General features: G+C 66.1%; 12 protein-coding genes, 1 tRNA gene and 4 pseudogenes. 9 read left to right on the top strand and 8 right to left on the bottom strand.

Annotation, left to right across the window (positions count from 1 at the left end):
• The first annotated feature begins 10 nt into the window (after positions 1–10).
• Both selA and selB read left to right on the top strand, forming a co-directional pair.
• The gene (selA, locus tag FWJ47_RS04970; protein ID WP_147104932.1) at positions 11–1,351 is read left to right on the top strand and encodes an L-seryl-tRNA(Sec) selenium transferase; all 1,341 of its coding nucleotides are present in this window, start codon (positions 11–13) and stop codon (positions 1,349–1,351) included.
• Between the two features lie 11 nt (positions 1,352–1,362).
• A complete protein-coding gene (gene selB / locus FWJ47_RS04965) occupies positions 1,363–3,141 on the top strand; it encodes a selenocysteine-specific translation elongation factor (protein ID WP_342779650.1) in 1,779 nt (592 codons plus the stop codon).
• Positions 3,142–3,177: 36 nt separating this feature from the next.
• Here selB and FWJ47_RS04960 read toward each other — a convergent pair.
• Positions 3,178–3,897 (bottom strand): annotated as a pseudogene (locus FWJ47_RS04960) (ISL3 family transposase); the annotation flags it as partial.
• 44 nt (positions 3,898–3,941) lie between these two features.
• Here FWJ47_RS04960 and FWJ47_RS04955 point away from each other — a divergent pair.
• The 6 genes and pseudogenes from FWJ47_RS04955 to FWJ47_RS04930 all read left to right on the top strand — a co-directional run.
• Positions 3,942–4,760 (top strand): annotated as a pseudogene (locus tag FWJ47_RS04955) (IS3 family transposase); the annotation flags it as partial.
• 503 nt (positions 4,761–5,263) lie between these two features.
• A complete protein-coding gene (locus tag FWJ47_RS04950; RefSeq protein WP_147104926.1) occupies positions 5,264–6,343 on the top strand; it encodes an IS110 family RNA-guided transposase in 1,080 nt (359 codons plus the stop codon).
• Positions 6,344–6,359: 16 nt separating this feature from the next.
• Positions 6,360–6,599, top strand: a pseudogene (locus FWJ47_RS04945) (integrase core domain-containing protein); the annotation flags it as partial.
• A gap of 738 nt (positions 6,600–7,337) precedes the next feature.
• Complete coding sequence (locus FWJ47_RS04940; protein ID WP_147104923.1) at positions 7,338–8,009, top strand: DUF2975 domain-containing protein; 672 nt, start codon at positions 7,338–7,340, stop codon at positions 8,007–8,009.
• Positions 7,990–8,235 carry a helix-turn-helix domain-containing protein gene (locus FWJ47_RS04935; protein WP_342779649.1) on the top strand — a complete coding sequence of 82 codons (246 nt, stop codon included), beginning with the start codon at positions 7,990–7,992 and terminating at the stop codon, positions 8,233–8,235. The genes FWJ47_RS04940 and FWJ47_RS04935 overlap by 20 nt, the downstream gene beginning before the upstream one ends.
• Positions 8,236–8,303: 68 nt before the next feature.
• The gene (locus FWJ47_RS04930) at positions 8,304–8,747 is read left to right on the top strand and encodes a hypothetical protein (protein WP_147104917.1); all 444 of its coding nucleotides are present in this window, start codon (positions 8,304–8,306) and stop codon (positions 8,745–8,747) included.
• 745 nt (positions 8,748–9,492) lie between these two features.
• On the opposite strand, the pseudogene FWJ47_RS12420 reads toward FWJ47_RS04930, so the two are convergent.
• From FWJ47_RS12420 to FWJ47_RS04905, 6 genes and pseudogenes are all read right to left on the bottom strand, one after another.
• Positions 9,493–9,621, bottom strand: a pseudogene (locus tag FWJ47_RS12420) (IS3 family transposase); the annotation flags it as partial.
• 262 nt (positions 9,622–9,883) lie between these two features.
• Positions 9,884–9,957 (bottom strand) — tRNA-Met (locus tag FWJ47_RS04925).
• Between the two features lie 67 nt (positions 9,958–10,024).
• The gene (locus tag FWJ47_RS04920) at positions 10,025–13,162 is read right to left on the bottom strand and encodes a UPF0182 family membrane protein (protein WP_147104914.1); all 3,138 of its coding nucleotides are present in this window, start codon (positions 13,160–13,162) and stop codon (positions 10,025–10,027) included.
• A 67-nt stretch (positions 13,163–13,229) separates the two neighbouring features.
• A complete protein-coding gene (locus FWJ47_RS04915; RefSeq protein WP_147104912.1) occupies positions 13,230–14,315 on the bottom strand; it encodes a YlbL family protein in 1,086 nt (361 codons plus the stop codon).
• Positions 14,316–15,875 (bottom strand): zinc-dependent metalloprotease, encoded by a 1,560-nt coding sequence (locus tag FWJ47_RS04910; protein WP_246126168.1) that lies wholly within the window; start codon positions 15,873–15,875, stop codon positions 14,316–14,318.
• A 118-nt stretch (positions 15,876–15,993) separates the two neighbouring features.
• Entirely contained in the window at positions 15,994–16,719 is a 726-nt protein-coding gene (locus FWJ47_RS04905) for a hypothetical protein (protein ID WP_147104909.1), read from the bottom strand.
• 67 nt (positions 16,720–16,786) lie between these two features.
• Between FWJ47_RS04905 and FWJ47_RS04900 the strand changes: the two genes are divergently transcribed.
• Positions 16,787–17,347: a M48 metallopeptidase family protein gene (locus FWJ47_RS04900; RefSeq protein ID WP_147104906.1), complete on the top strand. Its 561-nt coding sequence runs from the start codon at positions 16,787–16,789 to the stop codon at positions 17,345–17,347.
• On the opposite strand, the gene FWJ47_RS04895 is transcribed toward FWJ47_RS04900, so the two are convergent.
• Complete coding sequence (locus FWJ47_RS04895) at positions 17,316–19,502, bottom strand: ATP-dependent DNA helicase UvrD2 (RefSeq protein WP_147104903.1); 2,187 nt, start codon at positions 19,500–19,502, stop codon at positions 17,316–17,318. The two genes, FWJ47_RS04900 and FWJ47_RS04895, sit on opposite strands and share 32 nt — an antisense overlap.
• Positions 19,503–19,571: the final 69 nt, after the last annotated feature.

Genomic DNA, 19,571 nt, shown 5'->3' with positions numbered 1-19,571 from the left:
GAGACCAGACGTGGTCGAAGACGATCCTCGCCGCCTCATTCCGGGGACTGACACCCTGCTGTCCCACCCTCGCGTGCGCAGGGCCTCGAACACCCTCAGCCGCCATGTGATCGAACAGCTGATCCACCAGGCTCAGGAGCGCGCCCGCCACGGTGAGCTGCCCCCGGACCGTGTAGAGGGGGAAGTGCTCGCCCAGCTGGATGCCTACCGACCATCGTCCATGCGGCCTGTCATCAACGCCACCGGCGTGGTCGTCCACACGAATCTCGGTCGCGCGCCCCTCTCCCCCGCGGCCCGCAGCGCCGTCGCCGACGCGGCCGGATACGTCGATGTGGAGATGAATCTTGAGACGGGCCGCCGCTCCCGGCGCGGGGCATCAGCCCGCCGCGCCCTGCTCGCCGCCTGCCCACCGGCCGAGGATGCGCTGGTCGTCAACAACGGTGCCGCCGCACTGGCTCTTGCGGCCGCCGCGCTTGTGGGCACCGGCACGATCGTCATCAGCCGCGGAGAGCTGGTCGAGATTGGTGCCGGCTTCCGCTTGCCGGAACTCATCGAATCCACAGGCGCCCAGCTGCTCGAAGTCGGCACCACCAACCGCACCCACCGCTCCGACTATGCCGCCGCCCTGGCTCAGATACCCGAAGGCACCCCGGCCTGCGTGCTGAAAGTCCACCCCAGCAACTACCGCATCAGCGGGTTCACGTCCTCCGCGACAGTCGCAGAGCTGGCCGCCTTGAGCCGGCAGCACCAGCTGCCCCTGGTGGCAGACATCGGCAGCGGTCTCCTCGCGCCGGAGGCGGCGCTGCCTGATGAGCCTGATCTCGCCACCACCCTGAGCGATGGGGCGGACTTGGTCATCGCCAGTGGGGACAAGCTGCTGGGAGGGCCCCAGGCAGGCTTGCTGCTGGGCACCTCGGCTGTCATCTCACAGCTCTCCGCACACCCGCTGGCCCGAGCGATGCGCACCGACAAGCTCACCCTTGCCGGACTGGAGGCGACGCTGAACGGCGGCGAGACCCCGGTGAGCACGGCACTGAGCCCGGACGGCGAGAAGCTGCGCCAGCGCACCCAGCGCATGGCTGACTCGCTGGGAGCCGAGGTGGTTCCTCATGACGGTCGTGCAGGCGGCGGAGGGGGACCTGGAGTGCCGCTGCCCGGCTCGGCGGTCCAGCTTCCCGAGCCGGCCGCCGCGCTCCTCAGAAGCGGCGAGCCGCCTGTTGTCACCCGCACCCACGGCGCATGGTGTCTGCTGGATCTGCGCTGCGTGCCGGAGAGCGAGGACGAGACCGTCCTGCAGGCCGTCCGCACGGCCCTGGAAGACCTCCCTCCCCCCACCCGAGGGGTCGGCTGACGATGTTTGTCATGGCCACCGCCGGTCATGTCGATCATGGCAAGTCCACACTGGTCCGAGCACTGACCGGCACCGAGCCGGACCGTTGGGATGAAGAGCATCGCCGCGGACTGACGATCGACCTGGGCTTCGCCGCCACCGCACTGCCCTCGGGGCGGGTCGTCTCCTTCGTGGACGTCCCTGGGCATGAGCGCTTCCTGGGGAACATGCTCTCCGGCCTCGGCCCAGCGCCCATGGTCTGCTTCGTCGTCGCCGCCGATGAAGGATGGCAGCCCCAGTCCAGCGACCACAGGGACGCGATTGCTGCCCTGGGCATCGAGACGGGGCTGATCGTCATCACCCGCACGGATCGTGCCAGCGACCAGGTTCCCGAGGTCCTGGAGCAGGCGCGTCACGAGCTTTCCCGCACCGGCCTGGGCGCCGCACCTGCTGCAGCGGTCTCCGCCGCCACGGGCGCCGGCATGGATCAGCTGCGCAGGACCCTCGACTCGGTGCTCGCCGCAGCTCCACGACCCCAGGTCGATGCTCCGGTACGGACGTGGGTCGACCGGGCGTTCAGTCTCCGCGGTGCCGGCACCGTGGTCACCGGCACGCTCGCTGCGGGGCGGCTCCACCGTGAACAGCGGCTGCACCTGTTCGGCGAGCAGGTCGACGAGACGGTGGTGATCCGAGGACTTCAGGCACAGGGTGCTGACGTGGAGATCCTGGAGGCCGCCCACCGGGCCGCAATCAACCTGCGCGGGACAGTCGCCGAGCAGATCGGGCGCGGCGATGTTCTGCTCAGTCCCGGGGACTGGCACCTCACCCGCACGATCGACGTTCGGCACACCACGGGAGAGGACTTCTCCAACGCGCCGCAGAGCGTCACCGTCCATATAGGCACCGCCGCCGTGGCCGCCAGATGCCGCCGGTTCGACGACCACCACGCCCGTCTCACGCTCACCCGGCCGGTTCCGGCGCAGATCGGAGACCGTCTGCTTCTGCGGACCTCCGGCAGCCGCACAGTCCTGGCGGGTGCACAGGTGCTCGACGTCGTCCCGCCTTCGCTGAGCCGCCGCGGGGACGGTCGACGGCGCGCCACAAGGCTGGCAAGCATGCCCGCCGCAGGAGACCTCCGGGACGAGGTTCTCCGGCGGACAGCCGTCACCGCCGACTCGCTGCGCCGCATGGGCATCCAGGTGCCCGATGCGCTGCCCCCTCAGGTGCGGCGGATCGACGACTGGCTCCTGGACGCAGAGCAGGTCACCCGGTGGGGGCAGCAGCTGCGGGACGCTGTGGAGAATCACACCCAGCGGGACGCTCTGTCCGCGGGGCTCTCCAAAGGTGCTGCGGTCGATCTTCTCGCACTGCCGGACAGCGCATTGCTGACACCGCTGATCCTTGAGGCCGGGCTCCACCAGGCGGCAGGCCGCATCACGACCGGGTCTGGGCGGCGCACCCTGGGCCCGGCGGAGAAGTCGACGGCTCTCCTGGAGCGCGAACTGAACGAGTACCCGTTCCGCGCGCCGGAGGCGCAGAGGCTGTCTGAGCTGGGGCTGGGCGAACGGGAGCTGGCCGCGGCCGAACGTCACGCACGACTGCTGCGGCTCGCTGACGGCGTGGTCCTGCTGCCCAGCTCACCGGCCCGAGCGATGCGAGAGCTGGCCGCACTGGAGCAGCCCTTCACCATGAGTGCCGCACGGCAGGCGCTGGGCACCACCCGGCGAGTGGCTGTTCCTCTGCTGGAGCATCTTGACTCCTTGGGGTGGACTCGCCGCCTTGACGCCTCGCTGCGCGAAGTAGTGCGCTGAGCCCGTCAGGACGCAGGAAAAGGGGCTCTTCGGATTTCAGGTGGGGATGTGCCCGTCGAGGCCTCCGCCGATCAGCAGCATACGTAGCCGGTAGTTGTGTCTGTTGCGGAAGCCTCGGGCGATGCGGCGGGCCAGTTCGATGAGCCCGTTGATGGCCTCAGTCCCGCCGTTGTTGGCCCGTCCGGTGGTGAAGTAGCCCAGGAACTCGGTCCGCCACCGCCTGAGGGTCCGCCTGAGCCTGGCGATCTCCGGGACCGGGCAGGACCGGAAAGACTCCAGCACCTTGACCGCGATCCGCCGTCCGGCGCGTAGGTCCTTGTGCTGGTAGGCAACCCGGAGTTCTTGGGCGCATTGGAAGGCCAGGAAGAATTCCTCATGCCGGGGGTCAGCGGTGATCACCTCCTCGATCTTCCGGCACTGGGCCTCGGTGAGGTTCTCGATGCCTGTCTGCAGCAGCCGCCGGATCCGGTAGAGCGGGTCACCCTTACGTCCCCGGTGGCCCAGGGTCTCTTGCTGAACCCTACGGCGGACCTCATCCACGGCCTGGGTGCCGAGTTTGACCACGTGGAAGGCATCCAACACGGCGGTGGCCTCATCGAGCTTGGAATCGATGGCGTTCTTGTACCCGGCGAAAGGGTCCAGCGGGGCGACCTGGATACCGTCGCGGAAGTCCTTGCCGCGTTGGTTGAGCCAGTCAGCGTAGACAGTGCCGGTGCGCCCAGGCACCAGATCCAGCAACCGGGCGGTGAACCGCCCTGGGTTTCTTGGAGACTCCATCGTTTGGAAAGGATGATGGAGACATGCCAAGAGAGGTCAACCCGGGCAATGCGACCACGCGCCGATACTCCGAGCAGGAGAAGGCCGCGGCGGTGCGGATGGTCCGCCAGCTGCGCAAGGAGCTGGGCACCGACCGCGGCACCGTGAAGAGGGTTGCGACCCAGCTGGGCTACGGCCCCGAGTCAGTCCGGTCCTGGGTCCGCCGAGCTGACATCGATGAGGGCCGCGCTCCGGGCCAGAGCACCGAGCAGTCCGCGCGGGAGAAAGCCCTGGAACAAGAGAACCGAGAACTGCGGCGCGCCAACGAGATTCTGAAACGGGCCGCGACTTTCTTCGGGGCGGAACTCGACCGCCAGTCACCGAGATAGTCGCCTTCATCGAAGCTAACAAGGACGACGTTGTTGAAGGCCGTCGACTCGGAGTCGAGCCCATCTGCACGATGCTGCAGGTGGCTCCGAGCACCTACTACGCCGCGAAACACCGCGCCCCCTCAGCTCGGAGCGTGAGAGATTCTGAGCTGATCCCGCAGCTGGTGAAACTCCATGCCCAGAACTACGGAGTCTATGGAGCCAGGAAACTCTGGAAAACCGCGAACCGGGCCGGCCTGCAGATCGGTAGAGATCAGACGGCGCGACTGATGCGCCACACTGGCCTCGAAGGTGTTCTTCGGCGCAAGAAGATCCGCACCACCACACCTGACCCTGAAGCCCCACGGCATCCGGATCTGGTCAACCGCGAGTTCACCGCGATCGCGCCGAATCGGCTCTGGGTCACCGATCTGACCTACGTGCCGACCTGGGCCGGTGTGGCCTATGTCTGCTTCATCATCGATGCCTTCCCAGAACCGCACTCGATCTTCTCGCCATGCCACAGTCGGTCGCCCTGGTGAAACGATCTGACCCCGATACTCACGAACGCGTTTCTGCTTCGCCCCGATCCCCATCGAACACCTCTTTCAAGTAGGTGTTGCGAGGATCAGTTGAATACGGCCAATTCACATCCATTCGCTACGGCGAGAGACTGGCCGAAATCGGGGCCACTGCTTCGATCGGCACTGTTGGGGATAGCTACGACTGTCAGTCTGTTTCTACCGGGTTCCGCAAGAATCGGGTAGTCCCGACCGGAGTGCTCTGACCCTTGCTTATGACTGGACCCTGATGGTGCCTTGGCGTTGTACTGTCGAGCTTCCGGCCGGGCAGGCAAGAACACGCTGCCGCCGACCAGGAGTGACCTAATAGGAGCCTGGAGCCAAGCAAGTCAACGAAGCGTCCTCGTGACAGTCCTGTCCACCTGGCCGACGACAGTGTGCAACGTTCACACTACGCCGGCAAGGAGCGCAGGGACTATGGCCACAGCGCCAGAGATCAGATCGGGATACGTCGTTATCGGCGTCGATACCCACAAACACATCCACGTCGCCGCGGTCATGGATTCCGTCGCCGGAATCCTGGCCACGTTGACGATCAGCACCGACACCGGCGGTTTCAAGCAGCTGTTGACCTGGGCAGAATCCTTCGGGAAGGTCCTGGTCTTCGGCATCGAAGGCACCGGCTCTTACGGGGCCACCCTGACTTCATTCCTGCGCCGGAACGGGCACAAGGTGATCGAAGCCGGAAGGCCAGATCGGCGGATGCGCCGGATGAACGGCAAATCCGACACCCTCGACGCTGAGAATGCCGCACGAGCGGCACTCTCAGGGCTGGCCACAGCGACCCCGAAGACCGCTGATGGCGCCGTGGAGATAATCCGGCAACTGAAGGTCGTCCACGACACCGCGGTGCGTGACCGCTCAGCAGCTATGGTGATCCTCAAAGGCATGCTCGTCCACGGCGACGACGAACTGCGGGCCACCACCAACCGGATGACACGGATCAAACTTGCCCGACACCTGGCTGCACTGCGTCCCCGGAGCCTATCCACCCCGGAAGATGCTCTGCGGCACTGCCTGCGCACCCTGGCCAAGCGGTGGCTGGTAATGGACTCCGAGGTTAAAGAAGTCGCAGAGATGATCGCCCAGCTGGTCACGGCTCAGTGCCCAGAGCTGCTGGAGCGTTTCGGTATCGGCATCGACACCGCCGCCGAGATCCTCATCGTCGCTGGAGACAACCCGGAACGAATCCGTTCCGAGGCTGCCTTCGCGAAACTGGCTGGTATCAGCCCAGTGCCCACCGGATCAGGGATGACCAGCGGTAAGCACAGGATCAATCACGGAGGCCACCGACAGCTGAACTCCGCGATCTATCGGACCGTGATCGTCCGGATGCAGCACCACGAGCCCACCAAGGCCTATGTGGCCCGCCGCATCGCTGAAGGCAAGTCCAAACGCGACATCATCCGTTGCCTGAAACGCTACGTCATCCGTGAGGTCTACCACCTCATCAAGGCCCGCCCCGGGACCGCAGAGGTAGCCCAAGTAGCTATTTGACAGATATAGGAGCGTCAATGCTCTGGCTGAGACCGTCAACGGCTACTACAAGGCTGAGCTCATCCGAGGGCCGGTGCGCGCGCAGCGCGGTCCATGGAAGACGGTCGAGGATGTGGAGCTGGCGACTCTGGGGTGGGTCCACTGGCACAACACTGAGCGGCTCCATGGGTACCTCGGTGACAGGCCGCCAGCTGAGTTCGAGGCCCTGTTCTACGATGACAACACCAGAGCCAACGAGCTGGTGGAATCCCTATAGCCGGAGTCTCCATCAAACCCAGGGCGGTTCAAAATCGGCTCTCGGTTTCGTTCGTCTGGCACGGGACATACGACACGAGGAGCCCCGAAGGCCGCGAAAAGCTGCGGAAACTCGCCAAGATCGCGGAGGAATTCTCTACAGAAGATGTGCGCATGAGGGACCGCGAAGAGTTGATTCATGGTTCCTCTCTAGAGCGAGCCCTAGAAAGGTCCAGGAACGGCAAAGGGTCCTTTGACGACGTGGTCCGTGAGATTAGAAACATCAGCAAAGCTGGTTTTTATGGGTAGCACTTGAACTCCTCGCCCATCTTCCGGACAGACAGAAAAACGCGAACAGTCAAACCTGCAATTGAGTCCCGCCCACCACGGCCTTGTCTTCCACGACAGCCACGCTTGGACTTCGGCCGCGCGGGCCCGGCTCGTTTCGTGCCCGCGCATGGAAATGGGCCCAAGACGTCAGCTCCCTCTAGAGCACCACCACCAGTTTCCCACCCATAAGTGCCTGCCCAGCTTCGGGCATCAGGACGAGGATCAAGGTTGGGCTGCGGACCTCCGGAGTAGAACACGAGCGGTACAAGAAACTGGGACCCCTCTCACTGTCCGATAGCCCCGCACCCTGGACGGCAGGCCCCACCACCAAATCACAACCGCGTCGGCGGACCGAGGCTAAAGCTGGACAGCAGTCATTCCTGCCTATAACATCGATTATCGATATATTGATATTCGATAAGGGGTCGGTATGAGTCAGGAAACAGAGATCAGAACCACGGGGGCGCGACGGATGGGAGCCTGGGTCATCCGTGCCGCTATCGTTCTGGCGGCGCTTTTCGGAATAGCAGGGAATATCAGTCGGGGTGTGGCTCTCTCGCTGGGTCGGCCTCCGATAAATCTGGGCACTGAACCGCTGCCTGGCTTGCCCTTGGACCGTCTGCCCATTCTCTTACAGGCTGAGCTGCGTGAAGGCGCAACGGGCACCGTGGAAGATTCTGACTTGGTCCTCAGGCTCTTGAACATCGTTCCGCTTTTCCTTGAGGCGCTCACCGTGGTGGTCGCGGCATGGTTACTGTTGCGGGTGCTGAGCAGGGTGGCGGCGCGGGAGGCGTTTAGCACGCAGGTGGTCAGCAGGTGGCGTGCGCTGACCGGAGTGCTCCTCGCTGGTGGGTTGCTCACCGGACTGATCAATTCAGCAGCGTTCCTCTACCTGAACTGGAATCTGGGCTTACTGGGGATGGACCGCGGGCTAGACCCTGAGGAACGCGATGCTTTCCTCGGTGGAGACTATATGGCAGTCGGAATCGATGTGCCGCACTGGCCTATACCGGTGATCATCGCTGGTCTGGTTGCACTGGCCCTCACCGCCGCGTTCCGCGCCGGAGCCCAATTGGAACGAGATGTCGATGGCGTCATCTGAGTCCAGCGACGCTGTCCCCCCGCATCGCATTGTCTTCCGCCTCGATGAAGCACTTATCCAGCGAGGTATGACCCTCACTGAACTCTCAAAGCGCACGGGCATCACGATGGCAAACCTCTCGACGCTCAAGAACAACCGGGCAAAAGCCATCCGCTTCACCACCTTGACGGTGATCTGTGAAGCCTTGCAGATCGAACCGGCGCAGCTGTTTGCGATAGCGGAGTAGAAAGCCTCAACTGCCGGATACCCTCGGCACACTGTCCCTGGAGAAGTTCCCTGTGAAAAGGAGTATGTATGGATACAAAGTCTTCAAAGATTGTCATCATGGTGTTTCCCCTGATGCCGGTTCTGTTAGTAGCGACCTCCTGTGGTGAAGATACTGCTGATACAACGTTCGACGGTGTCGATGACCTCATGTCTTCTATGGAATCTGAAGGTCTCGAATGTAGCGTCATGGAAGGTACGACGCTACAGAGTGGCACGGATGAAGTGGGTGACCAGGTCATGTGCGCAGAGGGTCACTCACTCATGGTGTGGGATGCGGACTCTGATGCCGACACCGAAACCAGCGAAAATGACCCATTGGTGAGCGGGTTGGAAGAACAGGGAGCGATCGAGCATCTTCGCGGAGAAAACTGGCATGTGATGTCTATAGATGGCGAGCTGCTGGACGGCCTGCAGGAGAGCTTCGGCGGTCAGCGCAACGAGGAGGGCTTCCCAAACTTCGCGGTGGATTAACCATCACCACAGCGCATCAGTGAGCAGCGACCTTGGAGGACTGAAGCCCGTCCTAAATATTATGCGCGCAAGAGCAGCTACGACTCTGTCACGGCACGATCAATCCGCACGGCCCTCGCCAATGAAAGTAATACATGTGTCAAGGACCTCACAAGCTTCCTCGACCGCGCCGACCGGGAGCAGGATCGGTGATGTGGTCAGGCTGGATCAATGCCAGGTGATTCCCCACCCGAAGGTGCGGTCAGCGGCGAAGACCAGGGAAAGCAGCCCCCATAGGTGGCGCGAAGATGGCGGGAAGCATCAGAAACGAGCCGTCCGGAGGAGCGCCGGGGGATCTTCGTACATGGGGGGTGAGTTCCGGATCAGAATCACCGCATTATCCCGGTATTTCCAAAGCAACGGACCCGCTACAAGCGCCCCTAACCCTGCTACCCACAGAATCCATATCGGTTCACCCATGCATGGACCTTACCGCGCCGGCCAAAGAGAACGTGCGCACACGGCTTCCTACACGTCCATCCAACCGAACCCCATGGCGATGATCACCAGACTACAAACCAGCGCTATCCCAGCCCCGCCCAAAGCGTTATATATACCTGTCGGATCATGATCCGACCGACGCGGCCAACGAGAATCGCCCAACATGCTCTCGTGCCGGAGATTTATCTTCCTCAGCTTCTTGCGGTTCAAGGCCACCCATAAGCCGATAGCGACGAACGCGGCTGGGACTAGCATCCAGATCGAGAATCGGTGTCAGCTTACCTAGACGCCGTTGTCGACGCCGCCGGTGATAGGTCCTCTCGATCTAGTAGACGATCTCCCTGCGGAGCTCGTCCCTTAAGGACCAGCAGCGCTTGTTGAGCACGTTCTTCTGCGCCACCACCGCGGAATCACAGAGCATCACGCCCGAACCGCTGTGGATTGCTGCTCAACAGTCTCACAGAGCACCCACACGATCCCTGGGTCCGAGCAGCACTAACAGCAGCAGGCCGCTGAATCCTCGACCAGAAAAGCACAGAAGAAGAACCCCTCGGACCTGAAAACCTAGAACCCTGGTCTGAGCAAGGTTCAGGGACAATGGGCAAAGGGAAAGGGCCGCTGATCTAAGAAAACTCCTAGTCAGCGGCCCTTTACAGTTGCGGGGGCAAGATTTGAACTTGCGACCTCCGGGTTATGAGCCCGGCGAGCTACCGAACTGCTCCACCCCGCGTTGGGCTTCCCGTTTCCGGGACTTTTCTATCTTACACGGGGGTGAACTGGAGTCAAAATCCGGGTGCTCAGCCCTCCTGCTCCTGGAGCTCGAGCAGCTGCTCGATGAGCTGCTCGAGCTCGGCCTGGGCTTCGCCGTAGGCGGCCCAGTCGCCGTCTGCCATAGCCTCCTGCGACTCGTTCATGAGCTGGCCGGCCTCCTCGAGGAGCTCTGCAGTGTCGCCGTCGATCGCCTCGGGCTCCGCAGTCTCCTCGTCCTCAGCCGGCTCCTCGTCGTCGTCCTCATCAGGAACGGTGGCTTCCTCATCCTCAACGGCGTCCGGGTCCACACCCTCGAGGTCGTCATCGACGGCCTCGGCGTCAACACCGGCGCCCTCGGCTGCCTCCACGCCGGCGTCGCCGTCGAAGATCATGTCCAGGGCCTCCTGGAGGGTGTCGCCGTAGCCGACCTCCTCGCCGAAGGCCACCAGGACCATGCGCAGCGCAGGGTAGGCAGCACCGGTTCCCGTCGCCTGCACGTAGACGGGCTGCACGTTGAGGATTCCGTCGCCGGCAGGCATGGAGATCATGTTGCCTCGCAGAACCTCAGAGCCGCCCAGCTCCAGCACGTTCAGCTGGGAGGCGACCGTGGAGTGCGAGTCGAAGTTCGCCTGCGTCTGCCCAGGGCCCGGGATCGCGGTGTCACGCGGGAGCTCCAGGAGCCTCATCTGCCCGTAGTCCTCATTCTTGACCCCGTCCTCGCCGGTGCCGGCGTCGCCGGAGGCGGCCAGGAAGCCGTAGAGGACGTTGCGCTGCTGGCCGTCCGCCTCAGTGGCGGGGATGAACGTGGAGGTCAGCTGGAAGCTGGGGTCCTCCTGCTCCGGCATCTGCAGGGTCATGTAGTACGGGGGCTGGGACACTGCGTCGTCGCCCGAGGTCGGGTCCGAGGGGATGGACCAGGCGTCGTTGCCCTCGTAGAAGGTGCCCGGGCTGTCCACGTGGTACTCGGTGAGCAGCTGGCGCTGCACCCGGAACATGTCCTCCGGGTAGCGGACGTGGTCCAGCAGGTCCGCGGACATCTCCTCGTAGGACTGCAGGCTGGAGGGGAACACGTTCTGCCAGGCCTCCAGGATCGGGTCCTCGTCATCCCAGGCGTAGAGCTCCACCGATCCGTCATAGGCGTCCACGGTGGCCTTCACCGAGTTGCGGATGTAGTTGACCTGCCCGGTCAGCGCCGGCCCCTCCGTCATGGCGTCCTGGGTGGCGGACTCCAGCTGCTGCTGGGCGGAGTACGGGAAGCTGTCGGAGGTGGTGTACCCCTCGATGATCCACTTCACCCCGCCGTCGACGATGGCCGGGTAGATGTTCTGGTCCACCTCCAGGTAAGGGGCGACCTCCTGCACGCGCTCACGCGGATGCCGGTTGTAGAGGATCTGGGACTCCTCGTTCATGTCGCCGGAGAGGAAGATCTCCGGGGACCCGAACTCCAGGGCGTACACCAGGCGGGAGAAGTAGTTGCCCACTGAGGGGCCGCCGTCGCCGCTGAAGGTGTACTGGGTGTCCTGGCCGTCGTCGCCCTCACCCTCGACAGCCTCGCCGTCCTCGTCCTCCACGATCTGCGCGGCCGGACGGTCCAGCTCCATCGGGGCCGCATCCTCCGGGGCGCCCACGACCGAGTACTCCGGGGAGTTCTCGCCGAAGTAGATGCGGGGCTCGTAGTCATCGTCCGAGGCCAGCTCGCCGGTGGTGGGAATGCCCTGCAGAGTGAACTCGGGACGACCCTCATCGGTGACGGTGTTGGCGCTGGCGGCGACCAGGCCGTAGCCGTGGGTATAGATGAGGTGCTGATTGACCCAGGAGCCCTCCGTGGGGGCATTGACCTCACGGGCGGCGACCACGGTGTCGTGCGTCTCGCCGTCGATGTCATAGCGGTCGAAGCTCAGTGTGTCCGGGAACTGGTAGTACGGACGGAACTGCTGGAACTGCCGGTATGCGGCCGAGACCAGGTTCGGGTCCAGCAGACGAATGTTCTCGATGTTGGCCTCGTCACCGGCAAGCGCGCCCTGCTCGGCCTCCGGGGTGGCCTGGTAGTCCTGCTGCTCCATATCATCCAGCCCGTAGGCGTAGCGGGTCAGCTCCATGTTCCGCTCGATGTACTCGGACTCCAGGGTCTGCTCAGTCGGGCCGACCTGGTACTCCTGGACCAGGAACGGGTAGACCCCGGTGCCGACGATCGCGGTGATCACCAGCATCGCCGCACCCACCAAGGAGAGGCGCCAGCGGGCAGTGATGGCGGTGACGATGAAGATCAGCGCCACCAGCACCGCGGCCACCGCGAGGATGGTCTGGGCGGGGATGACAGCGTTGACATCGGTGTACATCGCGCCGGCCCAGTTGCCGCTCTGGTCCTGCAGGGTGGCGTAGCGGCCCAGGAACCAGTTGGCGCCCTGGAGCAGCAGGAACAGTGCGGCGATGGCCGCCACGTGCCAGCGGGCAGCCTTCTCCACGATGAACTTGCCGGACTGCTCGATGCGGATGGATCCGAACAGGTAATGGCAGAGGATGCCGGCGATGCCGGCGACCAGCAGTGCAGAGATCAGGAACCCGACGATGAAGTTCAGGAACGGCAGGGTGAAGACGTAGAAGCCATAGTCCAGGCCGAACTGCGGGTCCGTCTCGCCGAACGGCTCCTGGTTGAAGAACAGCAGCACCCCGTCCCAGTTCGCCTGGGCGGCGGTGCCGGCGAACACACCCATCAGAGCGGGCAGGCCGAACATCAGCAGGCGGCGCATCGAGGTCAGCGACCGCTGGTACTGGGCCACCGAATCATTGCCCTGGCGAACGCCCTCGGGCCGGAACTTGAACGCCAGGAACAGGGAGAGCCACACCATCAGGCCCATCACCAGGAACGCGGCGGCGAACACCGCCACCCGGGCGATCCGCTCAGTCCAGAACACCTCCTGGTAGCCGAGCTGGCTGAACCACATCACATCGGCGTAGACGCCCGCGAGGAACACGAACGCAGCCAGCAGGGCCACGATGATGATGATGGTCAGAATCAGGGCGGATGGCCGGCGGAACCCGCCGGACTCCCCGGAGGAGGCGCGGCCGCCGCCGTTGGAGCCGCCCTCGTCGTCATTGCCGCGGCCGGAGCCGCCGAAGCCGGAGTTGCCGAAGATGCCCCCGCCGAAGGGGTTCTGGGAACCGAATCCCGGGTTGGAGCTCACGCGTGTCTCGTCCTCTGTCTCTTCTGCTGTGTCAAGGGGAGTGATCTGCGCACGCCGACGACGTCGTCTAGCGTCCGCAAGGTTCTGATTGTCTCAAAAAGTCCTGGTCGTCGTCACGGACTGCTTCAAGCACCTCTACAGCCTCATCCACAGTCTCGACGCCGTAGACGTCGAGGCCGCTGACGAGCCTGCCGTTCAGCTCATCACAGTTCTCGCGTGGGGCCAAAAAGTGCTCAGCACCCGCATCCCGGGCCCCCACGATCTTCTGCGGAATTCCTCCGATGGGGCCCACCGTGCCGTCCGGGTCCACGGTCCCGGTGCCGGCCCAGCTCTCCCCGCCGGTCAGGGAGTCCTCGCTCATGGTGTCGATGATTCCCAGCGCGAACATCAGCCCCGCTGAGGGCCCGCCCACGTTCTCCGAGAGCCGAAGCTCCCCCTCCACCGGGAAGTCGAAGTCAGTGCCCATCAGGGTTCCCATGTAATAGTCGCCGTCGGCCTCCTGGTAGGTGGGGACATCGATGCCGATCTCCTCGTCCCCGCGGAGCACGGTCAGCCGCACGGGCTCCCCGGCAGCTTCATTGACGGCGCTCCGCAGCCCCTCGATTCCGGTGATCTGCTCGCCGTCAGCGGCGAGGACCCGGTCCCCGGGCTGCAGCTGCTCCCCCACCCCGGCCTCCTCAGCCTCAGGGGTGAACCCCTCTACGAAAAGCTCCACGCCGAACTCGATGCCCTGCTGGTCCAGCGCTGCGGCGAACGCGAGATCCTGGGATGAGGTCATCGCAGCAGTGTTGCGCTCCCGCACCTCCTCCGCCGTGGTGCCGGAGGGGTAGACGAGCTCGTGCGGGGTCAGGTCCACGGTGGGGCTGAACCAGCCGCGCACCGCATCAGGCACGAACAGGGTGGAGGTCGGCGCACCGTTGACGTAGACCGTGGTCAGCGCGAGCGTGCCCTCGGTCGGGTAGGTCTCCGCCCCGTCGACCTCGATGATCGGCTCGGTCTCCTCGCCGTTCTCATCATGCTGCACGTCAGCGGTGGTGTTGAAGATGGGTCCGGGGGACTCGCTGATGTACGGGGCCGGAAGGGCCAGAGCGACCACGCCGCCCACCAGGGCTACCGATCCGCCAGCGAACTGAACGGTCCGCCGAAGCCCCAACTAGCGCTTCTCCCCATCGTCGTCGTCCCCGAACTCGCCGTCGAGGAGCTTCTTCAGCTCGTCGTCCATGCTGGCGCTGGCCTGCTCGCGCTCTGCACGGCGGGCGTGGAAGCCGGCAGGATCATCCAGGTCAGCCTCCTCCGGCTGCACGTCCGGATGGGACCAGACCTCATCACGCGCCTCGATCCCGCCGGTCTCCCGCAGGTGCGCCCACAGCGCTGCCGCGTCCCGCAGACGACGAGGCCGCAGCTCCAGGCCCACCAAAGCGGCGAAGGCCTCCTCCGCGGGACCGCCGGTGGCGCGGCGCCGGTTCATCGTCTCCCGCAGCCGCTCCGCAGAGGGCAGGTGGGCGCCGGCCTGGGCGACGACGTCGTCCACCCAGCCCTCCACGAGGGCGACCGTCGTCTCGATCCGACGCAGGGCCGCCTTCTGCATGTCGGTGTGCTCGGCGAAGAGATCCACGCCGAGATCGATCTCCATCGTCTCGGGGTTCTGCGGGTCGATCCCCTGGGCGATCTCCTCCAGGCGGGACATGTCCACCCGCAGGTCCGCGGCAAACTGCACCACCGCGTTGAAGAGGTCATCCGTCAGCCACGGGGAATGAGCGAACAGGCGAATCCGGGCGGCCTCACGCAGCGCCAGGTAGAGCATGATCTCCTCATCCTCCACATCCAGACCCTTGCTGAACTCCCGGACGTTCGCCGGGAGCAGCACCGCGCTGGTGCCGGCCAGGGGCAGCCCCACATCCGAGCCGGAGAGCACCTCTGCGGACAGCTTGCCGATCGCCTGGCCCATCTGCCCGGCGACCGACATGCCGGTCATACGCTCCATCATGCCCATCATCTGCCCCATCGCCTCGGGCGGAATCATGCCCTTCAGCTCCTCCGGCAGCTGAGGGCCGCCGTTCTCCTCGAGCTGCTCGCGCATCACGCTGCTCAGCGCCTCCACCGTGGACTCGGCCACCGGCTGGCTCAGCCGCTGCCACGACTCCGAGGTCTGCTCGATCCACTGCCGACGGGTCCAGCCCTGGCCGATCTGGCCCAGCGCCTCAAAAGTGGTGGCCTCGTTCAGCCACATGTCTGCCAAGCGCAGCGCCGAGTCGATCTGGTGCTGATCGGCAGGAGTGACCGAGGGATCATCCTCAGCAGCGGCGGAGAGCGCCGCGGACTCGGCAACCTCCCAGTTCACCGGCCCGGCAGAATCATCATTCTGCATCGCGGAAAACATGGCCTGGACCTGCCCCATGAGCTGCTGCATCATCGGGTTGTTCGGATCCATGCCGAACGGACTGCCGCCGCCCAGCCCCCCCAGCTTCGAGGGGTCGAAGCCGGCGAACGGGTTCTGCTGGCCGCCCTGGCTCCCGGACTGGCCCGCGCCGGGGGTTCCGGTGAAGCCCATGCTGGGGCCGCGGTCGTCCTTCTTCTCCTCGGAGCCGGCGTCATCGTCCTCGCTCTGCTCCCCCTTCTCCCCCTCGGGGAAGGCCTCCCCGAAGAGGCGCCGGAGCATCTCCTCAGGATCCTGGTTGTCACCCTGGCCCGGGTTCTGGCTGTTGTCGCTCACGCGTCACGCTCCTTGAGGCATCGATATGGGCGCGCTGACATCTGTCCCCAGCGTAGCCCCCGCACCTGGGGATACGCCGCCCAGTTCGCCCAAGGGATAAGTGATGGCGATTTCCGGCTCACACGCGGGCGAAGAGGCAGTCGCACCCCTCGACGACGCTGACCGGGGCGGTGGCCAGCTCACCCGAGGCCAGACTCCCGGACAGAATCCGCCCCTCAGCGGCAGCGGGGTGCTCCCCGTCGATGAGCGTAAGGACCTGCTGGGCTGCCAAGGCCCCCACCAGCGACGCAGCCGCCGGAGCCCTCCAAGCGGCTCGCACCGGGTGAGCGTCGTGCTCAGCCTCCCGGCACGACGGGAAGCCCCCGACCGACGGTGCGGGAAGAAGGCACTCAGGGCAGGCCCCCGCGTCCGGCCCCAGCAGCGGACCGACGCTCCAAGCCTCCGCACCCCACTGCACCGGCAGGCTCGGGTGCTCCAGCCCCGCCGCGCCCAGACGAGACATCACCGCCCCAGGCTTCCCCACACTGACCTGCAGGTCCACCCCCGCCGTGCCGAACTCCTCCGGGGCCGCCATGACCTCCGCACCCGCGCACTGGGCCCCCAGCCTCCCCGCAGCCGCGTCCTCCCGGCTCCGCCCCACCTCGTGCGCCCGAAACCCCGAGCACCCCAGCCCCTCGTCCGCCTCCTCCGCAGAGACCAGCGCGGCGTCGCGCACCAGCACCGTGCCGACCCCCTGGCGCGCCAGATGCTCAGACACACCGAGCCCGACAGGGCACAGCCCGTCGATCAGCACCGTGGCAAGCTGGCGGCGGGCGAAGGTCTGCGGGGCTGCGTATCGGCTCATTCCGCCATTCTTGCCGCAGCCCCATGACCCCTGCTCCCGCTATCCACAGGCCTTAGAGTGGGCCCCTATGGCTGGGCGGCAGAGGCAGAATGAGACGCAGCGCGAGGAGCGGATCACCGTGGACGGCCACGAAGTGATCGTCATCCGCTCCGCCCGCCGCACCCGCACCGTCTCCGGAGACCAGGTCGGCGGCCTCCTGCGGCTGCGTGTGCCCGCCCGGACCAGCCGCCGCGAGCTCGACAAGCACGCCCGCGCCTTCCGCAGACGCATGGCCTCCAAAGGCTCAGCGGCCGCCGCCGGGGACGGCGCCCTCGCCGAACGCGCCAGCGCTCTCTCCGCGAAGTATCTCGACGGGATTCCGCAGCCGACCTCGGTCACCTGGTCCTCCCAGCAGCTGCGCCGATGGGGCTCCACCACCTCCACCACCGGCACTGTCCGCCTCTCGGCCCGGCTGAAGCACATGCCCGGCTGGGTAGTGGACGCCGTCCTCGTCCACGAGCTCGCCCACCTGCTCGAGCCCGACCACGGGGCCGCCTTCAAAAAGCTGGTGGACAGATACCCGCGCACCGCCGAGGCCGATGCGTTCCTCGCCGGAGTCAGCTGGGCTGAGGAGAACCTGAGGACCTGAGCACGGCCTTCAGCCCGTCGCCGTGGGCCTCCAGCTTCTTGGGGCCGACGCCGGGGAGCTTCAGCAGCTCATCGTCCTCCGGGGCGGGCCTGTGCTCGGCGATGATCTCCAGCTCGGCGTCGGCGAAGATCATGAACGCGGGCTTTCCGATCTCCGCGGCGGTCTCCCGCCGCCATTCGCGCAGCGCCTCGAACAGCTCCGGCTCATACCGGGGCGGGCAGTCCTCGCAGCGACGACGACGCACCTGGGTGGCAACCGTCAGCGCGATCCCGCAGGTGGCGCAGGTGGCGGTCCTCTTCTGCGACGCCGCGTTCGGGCTCGGCTTCCCGGAGCCGGGGGCGATCTTCCGGACGGTCGGCTCCAGGCCCAGCTCGGCACGCAGCGGCTCAAGGAACCGGGACGGCTTCCGGCGGCCGCGGCCGCCCGAGTGCCGGGCCGACGCCGAGCTCAGCGAAAGATGCTTCCGGGCACGGGTGATCCCCACATAGAGCAGGCGCCGCTCCTCATCCACCTCCGCCTGCGACTGGGCGAAGCTGATCGGCATCAGGCCCTCGCACAGCCCCGCCAGAAACACCGCGTCCCACTCCAGGCCCTTCGCCGAGTGCAGCGAGGCCAGCGTCACCCCCTCAACCGTGGGGGCGTGCTGGGCCGCGGAGCGCTCCTCCAGCTCAGCGAGGAGCTCACGCATCGTGCATCCATCCCGCTCGGCGGCGAGGCTGTCGGCGAGCGCGACGAGCGCGGCCAGGGACTCCCAGCGCTCCCGCACCGCGCCCGTCGAGGCGGGAGCCTTCTCCGACCAGCCGAGGGAGGAGAGGACCGCGCGGACCGCCTCGGGGACCGTCTCGTCCGAATCCACCAGGGAGCTGGTCCGCAGAGCGGCGAGGGCCTCACGTACCTCGCGGCGGGAGAAGAACCGTTCGGAGCCGCGGAGCTGATAGGAGATCCCGGCGGCGGCGAGCGCCTGCTCGAAGGTCTGGGACTGGCCGTTGGTGCGGTAGAGGACGGCGATCTCGCTGAGCGGAGTGCCGTCCTCGGAGATCCGACGGATCTCTGAGGCGATCCAGGCGGCCTCGGCGTCGTCGTCGGCGTGCTGGGTGAGCTGCGGGGCGGGCCCGCTGTCCCGCTGGGAGATCAGCTGCAGCGGCTCGGGCCAGTCCGGGGGATCCTCGGCCTGCTCCCCCGCCGAGCGCTTCCAGTCAGCGCGGCGCTGCAGCCGGGGCTGCTCAGCGCTGCGGTCGGCCAGCAGGGTGTTGGCGAGCATCACCACCTGGGGCGTGGAGCGGTAGTCCCTGACCAGCCTGACCACCTCGGCCTGGGGGTGGCGGCGCCGGAACTCCAGCAGGTACCGGGGGCTGGCACCGGTGAAGGAGTAGATGGTCTGGGCGGCATCTCCCACCACGCAGATCTCCTCGCGTCCGCCGAGCCAGAGGTCCAGCAGCCGCTGCTGCAGCGGGGAGACGTCCTGGAACTCGTCGACCACGAAGTGGCGGTACTGCTGGCGGACCTGGGCTGCCACCCGCTCGTCCTCGGTGAGCATCCCGGCGGTCAGCAGCAGCACGTCCTCGAAGTCGATGACGTGCTGGTCGTCCTTCAGCTCCTCGTAGGCGGCGTAGAGCCTCGCGAAGCTGGCGTGGTCCAGGCCGGCCGGCTGGTCCCTGCCCGCGGCGGCCGCCGCATAGTCCTCCGGGGTGATCGTGGAGACCTTCGCCCATTCGATCTCCGAGGCGAAGTCCCTCAGGGAGGCGCGGTCGCTGGTGAGCCGGAGGCGCTTGGCTGCCTCCGCGATCAGCCGGACCTTGTGGCTCAGCAGCTGGGGCATCTGCCCGCCCACCGACATCGGCCAGAAGTACTGCAGCTGGCGCAGCGCGGCCGCGTGGAACGTCCGCGCCTGGACCCCGGGGGCGCCCAGGCTGGCCAGCCTCGAGCGCATCTCCGCGGCGGCTCGGGCGGTGAACGTCACGGCGAGCACCCGGTGCGGGTCATACACCCCGGCACGCACCCCGTAGGCGATCCGGTGTGTGATGGCGCGCGTCTTGCCCGTGCCGGCTCCGGCGAGGATGCACAGCGGCCCGGTGAGCGTGGAGGCGGCGGCGCGCTGCTCGTCGTCGAGCCCGTGGAGCACCGCCTCTGGGCCCGCAGCGGCTGAGGATTCCATGGGCTCTACGGTATCCGCCCGCCCAGACGCCCGCTGAAACTGTCCACAGGCGTCTGATCAGAGCGTTCA

Origin of the sequence: Nesterenkonia populi (genome assembly GCF_007994735.1) — a bacterium.
Classification (GTDB): Bacteria; Actinomycetota; Actinomycetes; order Actinomycetales; family Micrococcaceae; genus Nesterenkonia; species Nesterenkonia populi.
Note: the sequence above shows the minus strand (reverse complement) of the source record. Positions and strands in the feature narration are given on the sequence as shown.